General features: G+C 64.9%; 21 protein-coding genes and 2 pseudogenes. 9 read left to right on the forward strand and 14 right to left on the reverse strand.

All coding sequences use genetic code 11. From position 1 onward, the window contains the following. Positions 1-39 precede the first annotated feature (39 nt). Positions 40-276, forward strand: coding sequence for a hypothetical protein (locus tag KPL59_RS22230; RefSeq protein ID WP_226361851.1), 237 nt, complete (start codon positions 40-42; stop codon positions 274-276). Positions 277-356: 80 nt separating this feature from the next. Here the strand turns inward: KPL59_RS22230 and KPL59_RS22235 are convergent, their stop codons facing one another. The 4 genes from KPL59_RS22235 to KPL59_RS37095 form a co-directional block, all read right to left on the reverse strand. Next, on the reverse strand, positions 357-701 hold the full coding sequence (locus KPL59_RS22235) for a transglycosylase family protein (protein WP_226351328.1): 345 nt from the start codon (positions 699-701) through the stop codon (positions 357-359). A gap of 177 nt (positions 702-878) precedes the next feature. After that, on the reverse strand, positions 879-1,511 hold the full coding sequence (locus KPL59_RS22240; RefSeq protein WP_226361852.1) for a hypothetical protein: 633 nt from the start codon (positions 1,509-1,511) through the stop codon (positions 879-881). Beyond that, positions 1,508-2,395, reverse strand: a complete 888-nt coding sequence (locus tag KPL59_RS22245) for a BRO family protein (RefSeq protein ID WP_226361853.1) — start codon at positions 2,393-2,395, stop codon at positions 1,508-1,510. Before KPL59_RS22245 ends, KPL59_RS22240 begins: the two co-directional genes overlap by 4 nt. Before the next feature lie 80 nt (positions 2,396-2,475). Continuing rightward, positions 2,476-3,108, reverse strand: coding sequence for a phage antirepressor KilAC domain-containing protein (locus KPL59_RS37095; protein ID WP_226361854.1), 633 nt, complete (start codon positions 3,106-3,108; stop codon positions 2,476-2,478). 502 nt (positions 3,109-3,610) lie between these two features. Between KPL59_RS37095 and KPL59_RS22255 the strand changes: the two are divergent. After that, positions 3,611-3,886: pseudogene (locus tag KPL59_RS22255) on the forward strand (type II toxin-antitoxin system death-on-curing family toxin); the annotation flags it as partial. Here the strand turns inward: KPL59_RS22255 and KPL59_RS22260 are convergent. From KPL59_RS22260 to KPL59_RS22285, 6 genes are all read right to left on the reverse strand, one after another. Then, positions 3,883-4,467, reverse strand: coding sequence for a hypothetical protein (locus KPL59_RS22260; RefSeq protein WP_226361855.1), 585 nt, complete (start codon positions 4,465-4,467; stop codon positions 3,883-3,885). The pseudogene KPL59_RS22255 and the gene KPL59_RS22260 sit on opposite strands and share 4 nt — an antisense overlap. A gap of 310 nt (positions 4,468-4,777) precedes the next feature. After that, a complete protein-coding gene (locus tag KPL59_RS22265; protein ID WP_226361856.1) occupies positions 4,778-5,863 on the reverse strand; it encodes a hypothetical protein in 1,086 nt (361 codons plus the stop codon). Next, positions 5,863-6,141, reverse strand: a complete 279-nt coding sequence (locus KPL59_RS22270; protein ID WP_226361857.1) for a hypothetical protein — start codon at positions 6,139-6,141, stop codon at positions 5,863-5,865. Before KPL59_RS22270 ends, KPL59_RS22265 begins: the two co-directional genes overlap by 1 nt. Positions 6,142-6,341: 200 nt before the next feature. Further along, positions 6,342-6,638: a hypothetical protein gene (locus KPL59_RS22275; protein WP_226351339.1), complete on the reverse strand. Its 297-nt coding sequence runs from the start codon at positions 6,636-6,638 to the stop codon at positions 6,342-6,344. Between the two features lie 110 nt (positions 6,639-6,748). Next, the gene (locus KPL59_RS22280) at positions 6,749-7,531 is read right to left on the reverse strand and encodes a hypothetical protein (protein WP_226351340.1); all 783 of its coding nucleotides are present in this window, start codon (positions 7,529-7,531) and stop codon (positions 6,749-6,751) included. 95 nt (positions 7,532-7,626) lie between these two features. Then, positions 7,627-7,953 carry a hypothetical protein gene (locus KPL59_RS22285; protein ID WP_226360730.1) on the reverse strand — a complete coding sequence of 109 codons (327 nt, stop codon included), beginning with the start codon at positions 7,951-7,953 and terminating at the stop codon, positions 7,627-7,629. Between the two features lie 323 nt (positions 7,954-8,276). Between KPL59_RS22285 and KPL59_RS22290 the strand changes: the two genes are divergently transcribed. The 6 genes and pseudogenes from KPL59_RS22290 to KPL59_RS22315 all read left to right on the forward strand — a co-directional run bounded on the left by KPL59_RS22290 (position 8,277) and on the right by KPL59_RS22315 (position 16,246). Continuing rightward, positions 8,277-11,198: a phage/plasmid primase, P4 family gene (locus KPL59_RS22290; protein ID WP_226360729.1), complete on the forward strand. Its 2,922-nt coding sequence runs from the start codon at positions 8,277-8,279 to the stop codon at positions 11,196-11,198. Between the two features lie 191 nt (positions 11,199-11,389). Then, the gene (locus tag KPL59_RS22295; RefSeq protein WP_226360659.1) at positions 11,390-13,120 is read left to right on the forward strand and encodes a DNA polymerase; all 1,731 of its coding nucleotides are present in this window, start codon (positions 11,390-11,392) and stop codon (positions 13,118-13,120) included. A 1,001-nt stretch (positions 13,121-14,121) separates the two neighbouring features. Further along, on the forward strand, positions 14,122-14,316 hold the full coding sequence (locus KPL59_RS37785; protein WP_226351344.1) for an HNH endonuclease: 195 nt from the start codon (positions 14,122-14,124) through the stop codon (positions 14,314-14,316). Positions 14,317-14,672: 356 nt separating this feature from the next. Then, positions 14,673-14,876, forward strand: coding sequence for a hypothetical protein (locus KPL59_RS22305; protein WP_226360658.1), 204 nt, complete (start codon positions 14,673-14,675; stop codon positions 14,874-14,876). A gap of 113 nt (positions 14,877-14,989) precedes the next feature. Continuing rightward, positions 14,990-15,802: pseudogene (locus tag KPL59_RS22310) on the forward strand (N-acetylmuramoyl-L-alanine amidase); the annotation flags it as partial. Positions 15,803-15,829: 27 nt separating this feature from the next. Continuing rightward, positions 15,830-16,246 (forward strand): hypothetical protein, encoded by a 417-nt coding sequence (locus KPL59_RS22315; RefSeq protein ID WP_226351346.1) that lies wholly within the window; start codon positions 15,830-15,832, stop codon positions 16,244-16,246. A gap of 2 nt (positions 16,247-16,248) precedes the next feature. Here the strand turns inward: KPL59_RS22315 and KPL59_RS22320 are convergent, their stop codons facing one another. Next, complete coding sequence (locus KPL59_RS22320; RefSeq protein ID WP_226361858.1) at positions 16,249-17,751, reverse strand: recombinase family protein; 1,503 nt, start codon at positions 17,749-17,751, stop codon at positions 16,249-16,251. On the opposite strand from KPL59_RS22320, the gene KPL59_RS22325 reads away from it, so the two are divergent. Further along, complete coding sequence (locus KPL59_RS22325) at positions 17,723-18,949, forward strand: MFS transporter (protein WP_226361859.1); 1,227 nt, start codon at positions 17,723-17,725, stop codon at positions 18,947-18,949. The genes KPL59_RS22320 and KPL59_RS22325 overlap by 29 nt on opposite strands. A 40-nt stretch (positions 18,950-18,989) precedes the next feature. On the opposite strand, the gene KPL59_RS22330 is transcribed toward KPL59_RS22325, so the two are convergent. From KPL59_RS22330 to KPL59_RS22340, 3 genes are all read right to left on the reverse strand, one after another. Then, complete coding sequence (locus KPL59_RS22330; RefSeq protein WP_226362129.1) at positions 18,990-20,252, reverse strand: FAD-dependent oxidoreductase; 1,263 nt, start codon at positions 20,250-20,252, stop codon at positions 18,990-18,992. Between the two features lie 85 nt (positions 20,253-20,337). Beyond that, the gene (locus tag KPL59_RS22335; RefSeq protein ID WP_060712157.1) at positions 20,338-20,766 is read right to left on the reverse strand and encodes a VOC family protein; all 429 of its coding nucleotides are present in this window, start codon (positions 20,764-20,766) and stop codon (positions 20,338-20,340) included. 11 nt (positions 20,767-20,777) lie between these two features. Further along, positions 20,778-21,905, reverse strand: coding sequence for a serine hydrolase (locus KPL59_RS22340; protein ID WP_226361860.1), 1,128 nt, complete (start codon positions 21,903-21,905; stop codon positions 20,778-20,780). Positions 21,906-21,915: the final 10 nt, after the last annotated feature.

Consider the following 21,915-nt stretch of genomic DNA (forward strand, 5'->3'; position numbering starts at 1 on the left):
TCATAGCGCGCCAGCGACAGCGACCGTCGGCGCGATCCGGTGCCCACGATCGTCACCGGCACCCTTGCGGCCATCGCGACACTGGGGCTCGTATTGACGAGCAGCGCGAGCGCCGACAGAGCTGACCTCGACGCGACGCTCGATGACGCGGTCGCCGTGGCACATCTCATCGAGACCGCGTGCAACCGGGGTGATCTCGACGGAGATTCGACCATGTGCCTGCATGCGGACATGATCCGGGCCGAATTGGAGCAACTCGTCGCGGACCTCGGCTGACAAATGTACAAAATGTACAGACACAAGGGAACCCCGCTCACAGGGCATGTGAGCGGGGTTCCTTTTATGCTATATCAGTTTCAGATGAGCTGTGACCAGCAGGACTTTGACGCCGACCACGGCTTATAGCCCTGATCGGCAAACAGTCGATACGCGGCTGCGTGCTGCTCGCGCACCGACGCGTACGCAGCCCGAGACGCCGTGGAATCACCACGGTAGGCCCGCCACGTCGAGTCGATGAACTGATACAGGCCGCTGGCGGACGAGTACTTGTTCTGGGCCCGTGGATCGCCGCCGGACTCGCACGCAATGATCGCACGGGCGGCAAACGGCTTCGCGGTCGCAGCCGGTGTCACGACGAGCGACGGCGCCGCGACCAGGGCAAATAAGGCAGCAATTACGGCCGCTTTCTTGAGATAACTCACAATACACCTCGTATTAATCAGCATTAGCGGTGAAGCACTGCAGCGATTTCTGCCGCGTGCACTCCGAGGGCTTCCAGCGAGTCGTACACTTCGGCACTAAGTGTAGCAGCACTGGCATTATTCATAGTGCGGGCGAAAATTAGCGAATACGCATCCAATATGTGTCTGATCGCGACATCACGCGACATCATCGCGTGCCATCACATACGCGATGCAAGCATACACCGCGCGGTCCAGGTACGAATCGATCACCGACTCGTTCGCGGGCTCGCGGTCGTTGGACTTGAGCGCCCGCAGCCGCGAGGACTTCTGCTCCATGTTCATATTCACCACGTCGAGCGGTCCCACACCGATAGCGGTCGCGACCTCGGTGAAGTTACTCCACAGATTGGAATCGAGCGCGTAGTCCGCACGCTTACGGCGATTCATGGCCGCCATCGTCAACAGCGCGGACTCAAACGGATCATCCGGGTCCAACACGTACTGGTCGGACTCCACGGGCTCACAGTGGTCCTCGAACCGGTCCACGGCGACCTCCAGGCGTGTCCCATCGTCGGCGTCCAGAGCCACGAAGCGGCTTGAGAGACCTGCCACCGTCACCGTGCGGAGAGACACGCGGTCCCACCAGCGCGTGTGCAGCTGCGGCAGCCACACGAGGTCCCGCGCGTGCCGGACCACGAAGCGATCGAGGTCAAAGTTGACCGTGAACAGTTCGTCGTCGGTGTCGGACCGGTCGGTGATCTCACCGACGTGACCGGCGTCTTCGGACACCGTGGACGCCACCAGGTCACCCACGTTGAAAACACTCATCGCGTACACAACTCCGTTTCGATACTCGTAGTAAGACCACACGCGGCAGCAACCGACAGCGCGTGTGTGTGCCGCACGTACAGCGTGTGCCGCAGTTGACCGTTGTGGTGCCGTCGGACGTCGTACTGAGGCTTGAGTTCGAACCAGGCCGCTGTGCGACCCGCGTAGGCTCGGTACTCGTACTCGGTGACCCGCTGAGCACGTGATGTCGACCACCGGGAACCCACCGGTAGCCGGTAGATCAACGAGCGGTCGAGCAACAGCTGCCGGGCCTTCGGAGCCGAGAGCCCGAAATGCGAGCCCCAGACGCCCACGGTGACCACATCATCGGTGTTGACGTATTCTCGGTGGAACTCGATCGCCGGTAGGGCCTCGCCGAGTTGCGCCGACAGCTCCGCATTACGGTCGAGCTGCCGGATGATCTCGGCCAGCGCGTCCCGGTACGTAGACGGCACCTGAGACGCCGACGGCGACCGGTCGCCGAGTTCTGCCTCACGGGTCTTGACCGCGAAGTACGTCTGTGCGGCCTTGATCTCGGGCTTACGCGGATCGCCGTTCATGGCCACGAGGTAGCAGCCATGCCGTGAGAGCCGGTAATCCGAGCGCTGCTGAGCACCAAGGTTACCGGCGTCGACGGTCGCGGTGAACGCCGCGATGTGGGGGCTCTCGGCCTCAAGCTTACCGGGTCCGGTAAGCTTGGCGACCTGCGGAAACTCCGCGTTCAAGGTCAACTTCGCACGCTCGATTGCGTCCTCAAACTTCTGCCACTTGTCGTAGCCCAGCAGTGGCATCAGGTCCCGCGCGGACCACCACTCGGTCGCGTCGTCATCGACACGTCGTAGCGCATCGAACACCGTGACCGGTGTCGACAGTTCAGAAGACATGATCAACAGGCTCCTTGTTCAGGGTGAGGTCAGGTCAGCCGTGCACGTGTGCGGCGGCCCACGAGCTCTCGACAGGTCGTTCACGCGGTCACCAGCCGAAGACCGCTGGGCGGCGGCACGCACACGTCGAGCCGTCGCGATAGCCACGTGAGCCCTGACGGTGTCAGCTTCGTGACCTTGAACACGCGGTGGTTCTTCGTCTCCGGCACCAGCACGAAATGCTGCATGTACCGCTGGTACGGCTCCGTGGAGTCCGGCTGGATGATCTTGAGCTCCCGTAGCCGCCGATACAGCCGGTTACGTCCGAAGCCGAGCATCTTCGCCACTTCCGACATCGGATAGAAGCCGTCGGAGTCGATGAACCGGTCGTAGAAGTCGACCTTGGGCTCGTTGACGACGGCGGCGGCTTCCAACTGCTCGCAACGCTCGGAGGTCGCGGCAAGCTCTAGCATGCGCCCTGCGAACTCGGTGTACGCCGTTGCCAGCGAGGACACGGCCTCGGTGTACGTACGCGGCGCTGGGATCGAGAACTGCGTGCCGAGCTCCGCCTCACGGGTCTTGGACACGAAGTACGACTGTGCGGCCGCGATCTCGGGCTTACGCGGGTCACCGTTCATCGCGACGAAGTAGCACGCACGTCGCGTGAGCCGGTAGTCGACGCCAGGTCGACCGCCCTTGGACTTTTTGCCGGTGCCGTCAAAAAGCCTGGTCACAGGCTCGGCAGCGTTCTCGGCAGAGAGCTTCGCGTGGGCGAAGTCCTCCCACCGGATGTAGCCAGCAGCGGCGACGGTGGACGTGGTGAGTCGACCGCGATGAGCACCGTGATGTGCGAGTCCACGGGGTCAGCTTGTTGGCGTCAACAAGCTTGGCGACCTGCGGAAACTCCGCGTTCAAGATCACTTCGCGCGGGCCCGTGGCATCAACACGCCGTGGACCTGATACCGGCGGGTATCATCGGTTCATGGCGATGACACTACGACTGAGCGAGGCCGACGCGCGCCGACTCCGGGTCCGAGCCGAACGTGACGGGTGCTCGCAGCACGAACTTGTCGTGACGGCGGTCCACGAAATGCTCGACAACGATGTGGACTTCGCCGAGATTCTCGCGGATATGACGGCGCGCTACTCGGAGCCTTTGCGGAGCTCGCCGAGCTGTGACCCGGTACTTGACACGCGATGAGTTACTGAGGCTCGCGGAGTGCGCGACCGGTCGAGCCCCAGAGTTCTGCGTTCGGCGCCGACGCGTACCCGGACCTCTGGCAGAAGACCGCAGCGTTGCTGCAGTCGCTCGCCACCAACCATGCGCTCATGGACGGGAACAAGCGGACCGCGCTCGGGGCGGCCTTCGGGATGCTCGCGCTCAACGGCTACAGACTCGACATGCCGGTCGCCACTGCGGTCGAGCTCACGGTCGCAGTGGCAACCCGACACATCGTTGATGTTTCCGAGATCGCCGAGCTATTGAAACAGGCAAGCCGCCCGTGTAGTTAAGCCGCGTGGACCGCAGTGTCGTCGGAGCACGACATCACGTCGGCCTCAAACCAGATCGCGAACTGGTTCGACAGCGGCATCCGCTTGCCGACGAGCTCCCGGACTCCGTCGGCGTGCACGAGCGAACGGGCCCCCGTGAAGCCCGAATGGTGCCACAACCTCGTGTGCGGCGACCGGTGCAGCGCCGTGCGCGAGAAGCCGAGCACCCGTGTGACATCGGCGGTCAGGAACCACGGTGCGCCGTCGAGCTGCACCGAGCGCAGCGGAAAATGCTGGTACCGATGCGTGGTGACGTCGACGCTCGCACGCTGACGGCCGCGCGATGTCTGCGAGCGCATCAGTGTCGCGAGCCGCTGGTGCAGCAGACTGTTCGGTGCGAACAGCTGATCAAGGCCGGATTCGAGCAGCACCGAGACCACGCGGCCTTCGACGACACAGTAGCGCTTGTGCTGCGGCTCGATGCGCGCGAACGAAGCACTCGTGAGCGGCGCCAGATCACGGGTCACCGCGAACGGTGTGCCCACGGACCGGACGCCGAACCTCACCGGTGTGCCCGCGACGAGCTCCGTGCGAATCTTCACGGGCTCCACGGGCGCGGAAACAACAGTAGCCATGCGAAAAATACTCCCTCAGGTAAGAAGTTTAAGACTTATCGAGCGTAGAGCGCTTGCAAATCTTGGAGCGTCCGTACACACTGCTGATCAACGCGGAACCTGTCGCGGCCATGGCTTGTGCTGATCTCGGTACCAAAGCCATCCAGGAAATCGATAACAGTGTCAGGCTCCAGGCCTAACCACTTGCACAATTGGGGTCCGTGGCACCACAATGTTGTGCCGTCCCAAAGCATTGTAACCGGCGGTAAATCGTCGGTACTGATGGTTCGCGCCATTGTCACCTCTTTCGTCGGTTGAAAAATGATCTCAGCAACGATTCACGTTGCGCGTCGACCGTCGGATTTATCGGCGTATAGGTGCGGTCCATGACCGGCACATACGTGTCGGGCACCCACAATTCGACGCCGTCGTCGGTCTCGACGTGTGTGTGTCCCCGCGTGGCGTCCTCGATTGTTGCCGGTCGCGCGGTCTCACCGGCGTCCGGATCAAACGGGATCGTGTCGGGCGACTCGATGTCGGTGTTGAAATCCGGTTCCGGTTCCGGTTCCACGATCGGGATCAGCAGTTCGACGCCGTCGACCATGACGCTGTCGGCGTCCACGTAGTCCGACGCGGTCATGATCACCGTGTCAGTGCCAGTGTCGCGGCGCGCGTGCACGACGGTGTCGCCGTCGAACATGTCACCGCAGCCGTCGATCGTGTCGTCGACCGCCCGTGCACCGGCACCCGGTACATGGGTCACACAGTCGTCGACGTGCTGAGGCACCGTGTGCGCGGGCGGCTCCGTGCGCATGCGATCAGGCACCAGTCGCGCGAGACCCAGAAGCCACGCACGCAGGGACTTCGGTCGACGCGTCACACGACGCAAGTGCACCGCATCAGACTCAAGACAACCTTGCAGCACCCACGAGATGTACACGTCGCGGGTCCACACGGTCGACGTGCGCGGACACTCCATGACGCCGTCGGCCACGTGCTCCAGCAGATGACCCGTGTCGAGGCACCGGGGGCACAACGCGTTGCGGCGCGGCATCACATCGGCGGTGCCGCAGAGCACCTGCGCACGGTGGATCAGCTGTCGCAGCCGCAGGAGCCAGTGCTCCGACTGCCGAGACGCCACGATAGCCAGCGGCACACGTGAACCACCGGTAGCGGACTGCACATGGTCCTTGAGCTGCTCGTGGAGCTCAAGGGCCCTCAGGTTCAGCGGAGTCTCGAAACCTCGGTTGCCACGGCGACCGTTGCGGTAGTTCGGCGCACGACCCATAGCGGACAGGTCAGCGAAGACTTGACGCGTCAGTTCGTCAAGGGCCCGCCAGTCAATATCGGTGTTGCGATCGTTTTCAGCATAAGTCGTGGACATCAGGACGTCAGCTCCGGATACGCGCCGTGATGAAATCGGTCAAGATACGCGGCAATCACCGCAGGCGTCAGTTCAGAATCGGTGCCGTTAATAGTCGTGGCATCAATGGACCAAAAGTCGACGTGCACGCGGATCGCACCGGTTTCATACGTGAGCCAGTCATCCAGTGGCGTGGCACCCTTAAAACCTGTTGAACACAGTAACTCGCAGATAGCGCCGTCCCGGTAAGAACTCAGAGAAACAAGCTTGCTAATCGCACTACACAGCGAGGTCTTCACTGCTCTGATCCCTTCAATGCTCGCCTGTGAACAGTATCACCGTAACCGGCCTCAGGGGGGGGGGTTGCAACCTTAAGGGCATCGCACGTTTGGGTTACTGCAGGTCACGCAGCGTGCACTGTGGACACTCTCTGTCCATGTCGGACTGTGGAGAGCCACGCGAGTGCCAACGCGTCGGCTCGATCGTCGTCGCGTGATGGCTACACATCGTCACCGAATTGCTTACGCACCGCGTTGATGACGTCGCTTTTCGACGCGGTACCTCGACCCGTGGCAAAACGTTTCAGCTCGGACGGTGTCGCGGTCTCCACGCGGAGACCGCGAACAGTGAGCCTGTCGATGAGCGCGTAGAACAAGTGGGCCCGTTCCACGTATTTACCTGTCTTGCGAGCAAAAGGCAGCGACTCGATACAGGCCCTCTCACAGCCGTCGACGAGAGCATCGACGCGGTCCACGATGTCGCGGATTCGCGCGAGGTCCCGCAACGGTGGTTCCACCGAGAGCCACGCTGACGGGCTTGACTACACCGTTGTTGATACCGGTGTAGTCAAGCCCGAGATCACCGCGACACCGGTGCTCGTCAGCGATGGATCGATGCCCGCGACGCTCACGCGCTCACACGCTGTCGTGCGATGGCCGCAGCGTTCACTGGCGCGCCGACGGCGTCGCGTTCGGTGCGCAGCCACCGGTCGACGTCGACGAGTGCTGTGAAGCTGCGACGTGTGTGCGCGTCGTAGCGCATCGGTCGCAGCGACCACGAACGCGGTCGCAGGTGCCACACATAGCACGCGTCGACGCGGGGCATCTCGCGTTCGGCGCCGTCGACGGTCAACACGTGCTCTGCGTCGGCGTACGCGGTGAGCTGAAGCGCCATGGACCCGTACACCGATTTACCGGTCTTGAGATCGATGACCGCCGTGGACCACTCGCGTGCGCGTGTCGCACGGGGTCTTATACGTGCGACGAGGTCCGCTGAGCCCGCGTAACCGACCGTGCGGTTGACCAAGGTCGACTCGATCAACAGCGGCTCGACGTCGAACTCGTCGGTGAGTTCCTGGTACGCGCGGTCGACGTACGACAGCGACGGATCGTCGGGCACCGGGTCACCGCGCAGCAGCGATTCCACGCGCGTGTGGACCATGGTGCCGGTCGCAGCAGCGCCGCCGGTCGTCGTGTACTGGCTCGATCGTATGAGTTCGAACGCGTCGACTGCGGACTTCGTGGCCAGCATAGACCTGTTGTCGGCTGCGTACTGGGCGATCGTGCGGGTCTTCCACCGTTCGAGTGCCGGTTTCGCGGCGGCAGCGAGCACCGACGTCACCGATCGGAACCGCTCGCCGGTCGTGGGATGCACATAGATGCGGAGGCCATCACTGTCTGTGACCGTCATGGCACGTTGCGTGTCCATATCGATGGATACCTCAGTATGAATAAACAAAAGCCGGGACCATACGCGTGTATGGTCCCGGCTCGTATCGGAAGGATTCAGCTAGCGTTCGACGACCGGTGCCGCACCGTGTACATGCAGAACTTGTGCGCACCGTCGCGGGTCTTCTTGCGACCGTCGAACCGCACTGCGAGCCGGTCGCCGGTCAGCAGCGGCAGCCGCGATAGCTCCGCGTTCAGATGCGAGTGATAGCCGCGAATCTGACGGAGTTCACCGTCGTCGGTCCGCACGGTCACCACGGGCACCGGCGTCGACGTGTAGTCGCTCGTCGTCGACGACACGGTGACGACGGTGCCTTCCACCGATTCGCCGGGCTGTTCGGGTCGAAACGACGTGAACTCCGGCTCATCCGGTCCGTCGTCCATGGCAGCAAGCAACGACATATCAGCGGCTCCATATAAGCGTTACACACACGGGAAAGCCCGTCGGCAAAGACACTGTCAGGGCTAGGCGCGCCCCGTAGCACGCGCCATGACGACGACTGTAACCAGGTGCCTGCGTCGTGTCTAGCCCCCTGTGGTAGCCGCGAGTCTGTGGCACACTGGCCCGTAGACGAGAGCTGTATCTACGCAGCTCACGTGCAGCGGCGATGAATGCTGCCCGCACGTGCGTCGAGACCCCGTGGACCACTTGAGGCCCCCGGGGTCTTCTGTTATCGAACACTATTATCATTAACGGAGTCGATACCGTGGACACCGACATGGGCTCGTACGCGTGCGAGTACCTGAAGCGCGGCTGGTACCCGATGCCGCTGCCACCGCACAAGAAGTTCCCGCCACCGAAAGGCTTCACCGGATACCAGCGCAAGGCCGTCACTGAGGCCGACGTCGACGCGTGGACCCGCGATGAGGCTTGGCACAACATCGCACTGGGACTCCCGTCGAACGTGGTCGGCATCGACGTCGACGACTACGGCGACAAGCACGGCGCCGACGAACTGGAGAAGCTTCAAGCAGAGCTCGGCGGGCTGCCACCCACGTGGATCAGTAGCTCTCGATCGGAGCCCACACGCAGTGGCATTCGCGTGTACCGCGTGCCCGACGAGTTCGACTGGTCCCACGTGTCCGGTGCGCTCAGCACGTCCATCGACGTGATCAGGCCCCAGCACCGGTACCTGGTCGCGGAGCCCAGCACTCATCCGAGCGGGTCCCAGTACCGCTGGTACGACGCGCACTCGAACGCGTGCGACATGGCGCCTGCGACGTGTGAGCTGCCGATGCTGCCGCCACGGTGGCTCCAGCGACTGGCCGGGGACCCCACGTCGAAGGCTGACAAGGCCCTCGCGGACGCGATCAGCGAACAGCACAACACGAACGGACGTTCGCACTACGACGCCATGGTCTCGTCGGTGATGCGACTGTGCGCGCTCAACGCGTCGACGGACTCGTTGCGGAAGCTCAAGCGCACGTACGCGACGGTGATCGACCGCGACACTGGTTGCGACGAGTTCGACAGAGCACTCGCGGGCGCACGGGCGAAAATCAGCACCGAACGCGACGGCGACCACGTTCAGTTGCGCGCAACTGATCTGGAGCTCTGCGACGAAGTCATCCGTAGACACGGCGACCGGCTCCGGTACGCGATTGATCAGCAGCGCTGGTTCAGCTACGCCGACGGCCGATGGGACTCCGTGGGCGGACACGATATTGCCCAGAAGCTCACGCAACAGACGATCCGTGACGTGAACGCGTATCAACAGCGTGCCGACGGCACGAAGACCGATGCCACGTCATGGCTCCACGCGGCCTCGCGTGTGTCCAGCGCGCTGGATCACGTGCGGCGCACCGACGCAACGCAGGTCCACGGCGGCGAGTTCAACAGCGACAGCAACTTGTTCAACGTCGCCAACGGCACGATCGAGCTGACCACGGGACAGCTACGCGCACACGATCCGGCGGACCTGATCACGCAACAGAGTCCCGTGGAGTATCGACCGGATGCCACGTGTCCGCAGTTCGACCGGTTCCTGCGTGAGGTGCAACCCGATGCCGACATCAGGTCGTACTTGGCGCGGCTGTTCGGTTGCGCGCTGCTCGGCGACGTGCGCGAGCACAAGTTCGCGGTGCTCACCGGCACCGGACGCAACGGCAAATCGGTGCTCGTGAAGATCATCAGTGCGGTGTTCGGCGAGTACGCCACCGGCGTCAACAAGGAACTGCTGACCTTGAGCCGCCACGAGGGCCATCTCACGGCGGTCGCATCGCTGTACGGTCGTCGGCTCGCGGTGGCCCAGGAACTCGACCGAGACGCTCGATGGGACGTGTCGCGCGTCAAGGAGCTCACCGGCGGCGACCGGCTCACCGCGCGACGCATGCGAGAAGACGAGTGGAACTTCGAGCCGTCGCACACATTGGTGATGACGAGTAACCACGCGCCCAACGTGGGCTCCGGGGAGCACGCGTTCTGGTCTCGATGCGATCAGGTGCCGTTCGAACAGTCGTTTGAAGGTCGCGAGGACCCGCTGCTGGCTCAGCGGATCATCGACACGGAGTCATCCGGAGTGCTCGCCTGGCTCGTGCGCGGGCTCCACGAGTACCTGCGAACGGGCCTTGGTACGCCGGACGCCGTGCGCGAGGCGACACGTGAGTCCCGCGAGGACTCGGAGCCGCTGCTGCGGTTCGCCGACGAGTCGCTGGAGATCACCGGCGACCCGAACGACGAGCTTCCGACGAAGCTCGTCTGGGACCGGTGGCAACTCTGGTTGGCTACACAGAGTGACATTATCCGGTCCCCGAAGTACGCCAGATTCAGCCGGGAGCTCCGAGCGGCAACTGCAGCACGCGGAGGTTCAACTGCAGCACTTGAGCTTGCTCGGGGCCGTCACGGCGGCCAGACGTGCGTCTCGCTGCTCCGAGGCTGTCGACTCAAGCCGAGTGCTGCAGTTGGCGCTGCAGTTGACGACACTCCCACGGAGTCAACTGCAGCAGACGAAACCGCTGGTCACCTAGCTATTGAGGAGGTTGCTGCAGTTGATGCAGTTGAAACCGGCATCAGCAAGAACGTAGAGAGAGAGGAGTTGTATAGTGCCGACGCTATACAGAACAGCTACAGCGCTGATAATGGCAGCGAACTGCAGCAACCACAGCAACCGGTCACGCAGCCAGCCGTGGAACCGATACGGTCGGTCGTCACACACAGCGACGTGAAGCCGAAACCTGGCACCATCGCGCACGCGATCGCCGAGTTCGCCGCCGACACGCTGACGCGCGTCGACGACGACGACGTGTACGTGCACGCACGCGACGTGTGGTCCGCGTGGCTGACGTGGTGCCACGCGGACGGTCGACAGCAGCGCACGGGCGCCTACAAGTCGTTCGCACGCGCGATCGGCGCACGTGAGCACAAGCGGACCGGCACCCGGTACGTGTACGGGCGCCGGTGGCGCGCTCAGGTGCTCGCGGCCCATGCGCACCACGTCGACACCGACGACAGGACCGTGTCGATCGGTTTGCTCGCCGACGGTCGCGTGAACCCGGACTACCGCGTGACGCCACAGCACGACGAGCGCGGTACCGAACGCGTCACGTACAACGAGTACGAGCGACGCATGAGGCTCGCAGGTGCCTGGCGTGACCACTCGTTCACGCACACGGAGACCATCGAACTGTGAACACATGTGGCGGACCCACGTGATGTCACGTGGGTCCGCCACACGTACGGTTCAGCGGCAGTTCGATCTGCGTCGACACCCGTCATGACCTCCGCGAGGTCCCGGCTCATGGCCGCCACCATCCTGTGCCGAGTTGGTCCTGACATTGCTTCAGACTTCGTGTCGGCCGCCACGTGTGCTAAGGTTCACACGTGAGCGGAACCTGTTCGCCCGTGTTCGTGGACATCGAGAGTCACGACGCTCGCAGCCGGTTCACGATGCCGCCGGACGTGTTCTTTCGACTCGGCGGCCTCTCACGTGATCATCAGTACACGGTGTCGAACTCGTATGAGTCGTTCCGGCGTCTCGTGTCGACGTCGTCGCTGCTCGTTGGCCATAATGTGGTGTCGTTCGATGTGCCAGCGCTCGGCTTCGACGTGCTGTCATGGACCCGTGACCGGCGTGTTTTTGACACGATGATCGCGGCGTCCCTGGTGGACCCGTCCGATGCCGCTCACGCGTCACGTAGTCGCTATTCGCTGGCTGCGGCGACACGCGCGCACGGGCTCGCAGGTAAAACCGGTGACTTGCTGGAGCTGTCGCTTTTACACGGTGGTTTCGGCGGCATACCGGTCGATGATCCGGAGTATCTGGAGTACCTGCGCGGCGACGTGTTGGCCGTGGAGTCGTTGTATCGGAAACTCGTCCCGCTGGTGCCCGACGACGAGTATCTGTGGCGGGAGCACCGAGTGCATGCCGTGTGTTCGCAGGTGCAGTCCGTGGGTCTGCTCGTGGACCAGGACCGTTTGCGTCACCGTGTCGCAGAGGCTGCTCATCGTCGCACGCAACTGGTGAACTGGCTCATCCGTGAGCACGATGTGCCCACGGTGACGAGCACCGGCGAGCCTGCGGCGGCGCCACACGCGACGGCGGCCGGTAAACGTGCACTGGTCGCGGCGTTCGAGAATCTGGGCGTCCATGAGCAGTATTTACCGCTGACGCCGACCGGCGAACCGTCGTTCTCAGCTGACGCGTTGGCCGACATCGCGTCGCAGTATCCGCAGTCTTCGGGCCTGTGTGAGGCGATCGGTGCGCTTGTCGGCGTGCGCAGTGTCTATGACACGGTGGACACGTACGTGCACGATGACGGTCGCGTGCATCCACGGATCACGTTGTTCCAGGCGTCCGGTCGTACGTCGGTGACGCGTCCAGGACTCACGGTGCTCGGCAAACACGAGCGGGACGTGTTTGTTGCGTCACCGGGTCACGTGTTGGTGTCTGCGGACCTGTCGCAAGTAGATGCTCGATGTGTCGCAGCTCACAGTGGCGATCGTGAGTATGCGAAGCTGTTTGAACCCGGCGTCGACGCGCACGAGGTCGTGGCCCGCATGGCCTACGGCGACGCCACATATGACAGTGACCCCGCGCGGTATCGCAAGACCGCGAAGATCATCTCTCACGGCGTCAACTACTCGATGGGTGTTCTGAAGCTCGCCGACAGCGCGGGTGTTCGCAGAAACGAAGCCCAACGTGTCGTGGACACGATCGCGACTCAGTTCCCGAGACTTGCCCAATGGAAGCGCGAGGTGCGTGAAGAGGCCGAGTCCGGTAATCTACTCGACAACGGTTTCGGTCGTCGGATGCGACCGGTTGTCGACCGGTCGCATACACAGGCACCTGCGCTGTATGGCCAAGGCACCGCGCGGGACGTACTGTTCGAGGCCGCCGCGATCCGGATGCCGTTGGACATTCAACGGATGACACGAGCGCTCGTGCACGATGAAGCCGTCTGGGAAATACCGGAAGCCGACGTTGCCGACGTGTGTGCGGAGATCGAGCGGGCGTTCTGTTTCGAGTGGGCACCACCGGGCGACCGTGGCCAGCCGATTCGGTTTGAAGCCGCATGTTCCCGGCCAGCTCACCGGTGGTCGGAGCTGTACTGACGAACCGGCTAAGTGGATCTGTCAGATCTACTTAGTAGCTTGAGCTCATGAGCCGTGATGTAGTCCTGGGGTCATCGAGGCCGTCCGGGGGCTCGATCCTTGCGCCGCGCTGTGGTAGTCTTCACTTAGAGCTCGTCGTTACCTGAACTGCTACCTGAACGCGGAACCCATCGTCATGTACTGGCGGGATATTGGCCACGACGAGTTCGGTGCGATACGTAAGACGGTGCGCCACGTGTGCCGCTTTGCGCCGATGGACGAGCCGGACGTGTTGTCGCGGACGTTGGAACGCATGTCGCGTTGGTACGATCCAGACGTTCACAATGTGTCTGTTGGCTAGGCCTCGCGGCGGGCTGCGAAGCTCGCGTTGGCCGATGTGCGTGCACTCGTCGCCGATCGCGGTGAGCCGACAGAGCTCTCGGGCCACGATGACTGGCTGCCGATGTGGTCTCGGGTGGACCTCGTGTGTCCGGAGTCTGTCGTCACGCGTTCCGATCGTTGGCGTCAGCTCGTCGCGTCGGTGGCGGCCGATTGTGGCGAACCGTGTGCGGCTGTCGTGGACCTTCTATTCCGTGCACAATTGTCGGAACAAGCAATCGCAGACTTGTACGGTGTTAATCGGAATCGTATTCATACTTTGTGGCGCACGGCTCGGAAGTACTTGCGTGAGCTGCTTTCCGTGGAGCCCGGTGACTTCTCTTATTCAAGGAATACTTAAGTGAGGGGGTGATTCGACCATGTCGATTCGGGCCCCTTAAAATGAACTTACGTGGTGCGCGCTCGCGGCTCCGGGACCATGTTCAGGGCAATCAGTTTCCGGTCGAGCCCTCTTGCTCCCTGCTGATTGATGGTCTCAATGACGGGCGCGCACCACGTTCTATGTCTCACACTTCGGCCCCTTTCAGCTTATGACCTGGCTCGACGCACGTCGCAGATACGGCGCTCCGCTTCCGTAGCGTGTGCGCGCGTAGATACTTCGTCGCGACGCGTACACGTGCTATGTGTGCGCGACGACACGCCGCGTGCGCTCCGTGGACCACATCGTCAACCGGCGTTCCGGCGGCACCGATGCGCCGTCGAACCTCGGCGCGATCTGTGATACGTGTCATACGGAGAAGACGCAACGTGAGGCTTTCGCGGGCCGTCAACGCCGCAAGTATCGCGATTCTGTTGCGCATCCGTCGCGCGCTCCATAGTGAATTACGCGCCCGCGCGCGTGTTTAGTTGTATTCCTATTTACTAGTGACTGGGGGGGGTTAACCCCTTTAAGTATAAACATAAAACGGTGTGCATAGGCTCTCATTTCGCACCCATGTGAAAAGTCGCTTACTGTTACCGATTGTTACTGTGCGTAGCATACTGGTGGAGTGTTGAGTAACCGGCAGCTCCTCCGTCTCTAAAACGGATAGTCCAGGTTCGAATCCTGGCACTCCAGCCCACGATGAGGCTTATTCAGGGCCGCCTGGCGGGCTACCTCGCTGCGGTCCCGACCTGGAGAAACACCGCACTTCATGATCACCCTGAATAAGCCTCGATGAGGAGCTGATTGCTCGTGATCCGCTACGAGCGCTTCGTGCCCGATGGCGTCGACGGTCTCGACACTGCGCTTGAGGCGACCGAGGCCCACGTCCGCGAACACTTGCGCGACTGCGTCGGCGACGATGACGCGCACGTCCACATTCATCACGACGAGCACGACGACGGCGTCATGGTCATCGGCGCCGTCGACGCTTCGCCGCGTGGGTACGACGCATGAGCGTCGACTTCGCCAACCGCGTCATAGCGGCCCTCCGTGCGCGAGCCGTCACGGTGCACGTGTAGCCGGGCTACGAGCGCCGTGGCAACGGCCAGACGAGCGACTACCAGGGACTCATCTGGCACCACACGGCGACGCCAGCATCCGTGACACCGCCTCAGGTGCTCTGGAACGGCCGACCGGGACTCCCGGGGCCCTTGTGCAACACGTCCGGCAACGCTGACGGCTCCGTCACCGTGATCGCGGCGCATCCGGCGAACCACGCAGGTGCCTCCGGCGGTAGAGCCATGGGCCCGCTGCCGGTGACGCGCGCGTTCAACAAGTTCGTGTGGGGCCACGAAATCGTGTACCCCGGCAACACGCCGATGTCCGACGCGCAATATAGGTCCGCGATTGAACTCGGCACCGTCATCTCGCAACTGCTTCACCGGCCGAACGCCGAGTGGTGCCGGGGCCACCTGGAATCCAGTATCACCGGCAAATGGGACCCCGGTTGCGGACCCGGTAGAAGCTACGACATGGCCCGCATGCGCGCCGATGTACTCGCACTGATGCGGGGCGCTGATGCCTCGGCAGCATCGACACCGACGTCAAAGAAGGTCAAACCCGTGATGATCGAACGAGAACTGACACACGGCAAGAATTATCTGCGGGTGCCTGCGATGGTCGGCTCCACATCAGCGCTGTTCAAGCGAGCATTCGTCTCGATCACCGGTGAACTCGGTGGAACCATGCAGGTCGCGTTCCAAAAGAACGCACCCAACGACGGACCGCCGCCGGGCACAGGCCCTATCTGGGGTCCCACCGTGTTCCGTAATGCAAGCCGCGTGTGGCGTGAAATCCCCGACGGCACCGAGTTTCTTGACATCGACATCGATCTCAAGGGCCGCAACGGCTCAGTCGCGATCGAGTTCGAACCACGCTGACGAGAGGTCTTTACCATCATGGCTCCCGTGCCCAAGCGCACCGAACAGAAGCACGGCCATCACACCGCCGAAGACAAGCTCGTGCAGAAGGCTCCCGCCGGTGCTGAGCCCGTGTGGCACAAGCCGGACCCCGCGTGGCACCCGCGTGCGCGCGAACTGTATCGAGCCGCACGTGAATCCGGTCAGGCCCGATTCTACGAGCAGTCCGACATCGCGATCCTCTGCTACGTGTGCGACGCGTTGACGCGGTCTCTGCGAGATAACCGGTTCTCCGGTCAGTTGTTCCACTCGGTCATGTCCGCGATGAACGATCTCGCGATGTCCGAAGGCGCGCGCCGTCGCGTGAAGCTGGAACTCCAACGCGACGACGCTGACGACACGAGCGAAGTGGACGCAGCTATTGCTGAGTTGTCACATCAGCATGCGCAGGTCTCCGGCGGCTGAGATCACTGTGGGATCTGAATCTCAAGGATGACTCGGTCCTTCAGGGCTACTCGTCGGCCGCGACCTGTTGCGAGTACCTTCACAGACGCGGAGTCCTTGACGATTTGTCGCCGCTGATCGAGCGGGAGTTCGGACCACTCCGTGAAGAGTTCATCGAGTGTCGCGTTCCGTTCGGGAGTCTCATGGATCATGGTCGCGGGTTCCTGTTCCAGGCGGCGGTCGAGCATCGCCAGTTCTACTGTGAGTTCATCGGCCGTGATGACGCTAGTCCTCCAAAGACTCTTAAGCTCTTCACGCTTGTTCTGGATTTCTGCGCGGCGCTCGGTGAGCGACTCCGCGTTGAACACAGCCCGAGGTTGCGGAAAACCCACGCCTGCTTCGTGGTACGCCCGAACAAGCTTGCCGGAGACGAACTCGTCGAGAGCTTCTGCTCGCGTGCTTGAATGGGGGCCCGGGGCCCTGTGACCGTCTGCCGGGTATTCGTGGGTGTATCGGCTGCACTCATACCGAGGGCAAGTTGTTTTGGACCTGTTGCAGCCGGAACCTTTGACTCTGAGTCGACCCCCACACGCGCAGTGCGCAATATTACTTAGAAGCCATCGGGGCGGTGCGCCCACGTTGGTTTTTCGGCTGGGCTCGTTAAGGATCGCGTGCATGGAGCTCCAGTCCTCGTAAGTGATGATTGGCTCCCATTGAGGCTTGACTGCGCTAATTGAGCCGTCGCGGGTCATGAGCCCTGCATTGCGGGGGTTCAGCAGCACCCCCCTAAGGGTGCCCGGCGTCCAGCTCCTGGGCGCGGCTCCAGCGGTTCTGAGACCGGCCTTGTTCCACTCGATCGCTATCGATCTCAGTGAGCTACCCGCGAGGACCTGTCGAGTCGCGCTCCGGATTGCGTCGGCTTCGACGGCGTCGTGGTGGATGTTCCCAGCTTGGAATCCGAAGCTGCGTGGGCCGCCGTGGGGTAGCCCTGCGTCTGCGCGGGCTGCGAGGCCCCGTTTGGTGCGTTCTCTAAGTTTTTCAATCTCGCGGGCGTTCATGGCTACGACCATGCGGGTCATGAGCCGGTCGTCGGGTGTCGCGATCTTGTATTTGCCGGACTGCAACGTATCGATGTGGACGTTGCGACCGTCGCAGGCGTCGATGAAGGTTTCACCGTCGTGTGGGTCGCGCATGATCCGGTCAGAGTCGTACGCGATGACGTGGGTGATGGCGCCGGAGGTGATGCCTGCGCACAGTTCGTCGAACTTGGCTCGGTGGACGCGCCCGGTCTTCTTGTCCTTCTTGGTGGCGCTCTTGACTTCGGCGAGCACCAGCACCTCGTCAGAGATGCCGAGCGCCTCGGCTCTCTCAAAGCACAGGGCCAGCTGTTGGTCTATAGAACCTTTGACGCCATCTTCTCTGACCTGCTGTTTTGCGCTGGACGCCCGGCAGTAGATCGCTGTGACCATAGAACCATCATAACCGGCGATCACCCTGGTGTTCTCCACCCTGTTCTTCCCCAACATCTCCCCGGCGGCCGGCATCCTGGCCAGCTTCTCCGCCTACGCCGTCGGGTTCCTCGCCCGGCCACTGGGCGGGCTGTTCTTCTCCCGCTACGGCGACCGGCTCGGCCGCAAGTGGATCCTCGTCGTCACCCTGATGCTGATGGGCGGCTCGACGTTGCTGATCGGGTTGCTCCCGACCTACGGGACGATCGGGGTGCTCGCCCCGGTGCTGCTGGTGCTCTGCCGGTTCCTGCAGGGGTTCGGGGCCGGCGCCGAGCAGGCCGGCGCCGCGACCCTGCTCACCGAGACGGTCGGTCGTGGCCGCCGGGGCCGCTACGCCTCGCTGGTCATGGTGGGTGCGGCGCTGGGTACCGCGCTGGGCGCGGTGGTCTGGGTCGCGGTCCAGCAGCTCGGCCAGGAGGCGCTGCTCGCGTGGGGCTGGCGGCTGGTGTTCGCGTCCAGCCTGGTCGTCACCGTCGTCGCCATGATCATCCGGCGCAGGCTCGACGAGAGCCCGGTCTTCACCGAGCTGAAGGAGACCCACGTCGCGCCGCGCCGACCGGCGGGCGAGGTGTTCCGGCACGGGCGGCGGCCGATGCTGCTGGTCCTGTTCATGAACGTCGGCGCCAGCGCGCAGTCCTACACCTTCCAGGTGTTCGTCGCGTCCTACCTGGTGTCCTCGATCGGTGTGGACGCGTCGTTCGTGCCGCAGGTGCTCCTGGTCGGGGCGATCTGCGGGGGCATCGCGGCCTTCGGGTTCGGGGCGCTGTCGGACCGGTTCGGGCGCCGTCCGGTCTACTCGACGATCCTCGCCGCCATGGTCCTCCTGCCGGGACCCGCGTTCATCGCGTTCGGCACCGGGAACCGGGCCGCGATCGTCGTGACCATGATCGTGAGCTTCGTCCTGGCGGTGAACGGCGCCGTCGGGGTCCAGATGAGCTGGTTCCCCGAGCTGTTCGGCAACCGCTACCGCTACGCCGGTGTCACCCTGGGCCGGGAGTTCTCCTCCGCGCTCGGGGGTGGGGTGGCGCCGCTGATCTGCGCCGCCCTGATCGGGGCGTTCGCCGGGTCGTGGATCCCGGTGGCGGTCTACATGTCGGGCATGGCGGTCATCAGCCTGGTCGCGGCCCGGATGGCGCCGGAGACGGTCGACCGGGACCTGACCGTGCCGCAGGATGCGGGCGCGGTCGTCCCGGCCGACGGCGCGCCGGTCCGCTGAGCGACGGTGCCCGCCCCTCGCGGCGGGCGGGCACCGGGTCTCAGGCCGCCGGCACCGGGCCGCGGCGGGCGAAGTCCGGGGCCCGCTCCGGACGGAACCCCACGCCGACGAGGTAGGCGGGCACGATCTGCAGCGCCGGGACGCGATGCATCAGCCGCAGCAGCGGAACCGGGGGACCGTCGCGCCGCCCCGTCAGCGCCGGGCCGGCCATGGTGCGGTGCATGATCCGCTGGAGGCCCTGGACCAGCACCGTCGGGAGCAGTCTGCGGTTGCGGACCCGGCCGAGGTCCCGCTCGGTGAGGGTGCCCCGCTGCAACGGGGCGGCGAGCAGGGTCGCGGTGGCCACCGCGTCCTGGATCGCGAGGTTGATCCCGCCGCCGCCGATCGGGGACATCGCGTGCGCGGCGTCGCCGATGCAGAGCAGCCCGTCGACGTGCCAGCGGCGCAGCCGGTTGAGCTTCACGTCGAGGTGCTTCACCTCGTCCATCGAGGCGATGTCGCTGACCCGGTCGGCGTACTCCGGCATCAGCTCGGCGAGGTCGGCCCGGAACGCCTCGATCCCCGCGGCGCGCAGCCGCGCGTCGGCGCCCTTGGGTGCCATGTAGCCGATCTGGTAGTAGCCCTCGCGCGGGATGACGACCGCGAAGCGCCCGTTCCCGATCCGCGGGCGGAGGGAGGCGTGCATCTCCTCGGGGCGGCGCGGCAGCCGGAACCACCAGGTGTCGAACGGGACGTCGTACTCGGTCACGGGCAGGCCGGAACCGTCCCGCAGGATCGAGTGCCTGCCGTCGCAGGCGACCGTGAGGTCGGCCCGGATCTCGCCGGTGGTCTCCTCGCCGGGCGCGGTCGTCGTCGCGTACCGGACGCCGGCGACCCGCCCGTTCTCCCGGAGCAGCGAGGTGGCGCGGGTGTCGAGCCGGAGATCGAAGGTGGGTTCGTCGGCGGCGGCGTCGGCGAGCAGGTTCAGCAGGTCCCACTGCGGGACGAGCGCGATGTAGGGGTGGCGGACCCCGATCCGGCGCAGCAGCGACAGGTTCCCGATCCGCTGCGCGCCGCCCCGCCCCTCGGGGATCACGACCTCCTCGACCCGGCTCTGCGGCAGCGCGGCGAACCGCTCGCCCAGCCCCAGGTCGTCGAGCAGGTCCAGGGTGGTGGGGTGCACGGTGTCCCCGCGGAAGTCCCGCAGGAAGTCGCCGTGCTTCTCCAGCACGGTCACCTCGACCCCGGCCCGGGACAGCAGCAGGCCCAGCATCATCCCGGCCGGGCCGCCCCCGACCACACAGCACGTCGTCCGCTCCGACATCATGCCCCCTCATTTCAACTGGCGTTGAATTAAGGCGAGTATGCGCCTGCGGGGACCGTCGCGCAATCGGTGTGACCTGCCGTGCTCAGCCGCCGAAGCGGCCCCGGGCCGACTCCGGGATCAGCGGCCGCTCGCCCCGGACCCGCAGCTCCTGCACCGCCCAGGTGTTGCCGTCGGGGTCCGCGAAGCCGAAGAAGGTGCCGCCGTCGCGCTCGTCGAGCACCGTCACCTCGCTGCACTCCACCCCGCGTCCGACGAGCTCGTCGCGCGCGGCCCGGGCGTCGGCGACGCAGAGCTGCAGCCCGCGCATCGAGCCCGGCGCCATCTCGTTCTGCGCCGGCAGCGAGCCGACGACGATCGAGCAACCCGAGCCCCGCGGCGTCAGCTGGGCGATGTGCATGTGCTCGGTGCGGGTGTCGTGGTCCAGGTCGAAGCCGACCCGGTCGCGGTAGAAGGCGACCGCGGCGTCGAGGTCCGACACCGGCAGCACGACGACCTCGAGTGTCCAGTCCATGGTGGGTCCTCTCAGGAGTGCGCCGCGGCGCGGAAGGAGTGCAGGAGCGCGGGACCCTCGGGCCCGTCCCACATCACCTGGGTCAGCAGCAGGGAGATCACACCGCTCGACGGGTCGGAGCGCCAGCCGGTGCCCAGGCCGCCGTCCCAGCCGTAGCGTCCGCCGTCCTCGACGGCCAGGCCCAGGCCCCAGCCGCAGCCGTCGTCGAGGAACGGGGCGGCACCGGCCCGCTGCGCGGTGCTCAGCCGGTCGGAGGTCAGCTCGGCCACCGCGCCGGGGGACAGGACCGGGCTGCCGCCCGCGCGCAGGGCCCGGGTGAACGCGAGCAGGTCGTCCAGGGTGGAGACCAGGCCACCGCCTCCGGAGGGGAACACCGGCGGGGTCGACCACGCGCCGTCGACCGGGTCGGTCACGGTGAAGCCGCCGCCGGGTGCGGCGGCCAGCAGCGGGACGAACCGGTCCCGGTCGGCGGCGGGCACCGAGAAGCCGGTGTCGCGCATGCCGAGCGGGGCGAACACCCGCTCGGCGAGCACCGTCGCGAGGTCGGTGCCGCAGCGGCGGGCCAGCAGGACACCGAGCAGGTCACCGGAGGTGTGGTACAGCCAGCGCGACCCGGGCTGTGCGACGAGCGGCACCGCGGCGAGCCGCGCGGTCCAGGTGTCGGGGTCGGGGAGCGGGTAGAACCCGGGTGGTCCGTCGCTGCCGAGCCCTGCGGTCGCGCGCTGCACCGGCAGCTCGGCCGGGGGCCGGGGGAGCATCCCGATCCCGCAGCGGTAGGTCAGCAGGTCGTACAGGGTGATCGGCCGGCGCGCGGGGACGGTGTCGTCGAGCCCGGCGGCCTCGTGACGCAGCACCCGCGGCGCGGCGAACTCCGGCAGCCACGCCGCGACCGGCTCGTCGAGGTCGAGCATCCCGTCCTCGACGAGTGCGAGCGCGGCGACCGCGACGACCGGCTTGGTGACCGAGGCGATCCGCACGATCGTGTCGCGGCGCAGCGGGTGTCCGGCGCCGTCGTCGCCGAGGACGTGCACCCCGGTGCCGTGCCGGGGATGGTCGACGGCCGCGACGAGTCCGGGGACGCACCCGGTGGCGACGGCGTCGCGCAGGATCTGGGCGGTGGGGTCCAGGGTGACGGGCACGGGGGCCTCC

This window comes from Pseudonocardia sp. ICBG1142 (genome assembly GCF_020496255.1).
Lineage (GTDB): Bacteria > Actinomycetota > Actinomycetes > Mycobacteriales > Pseudonocardiaceae > Pseudonocardia.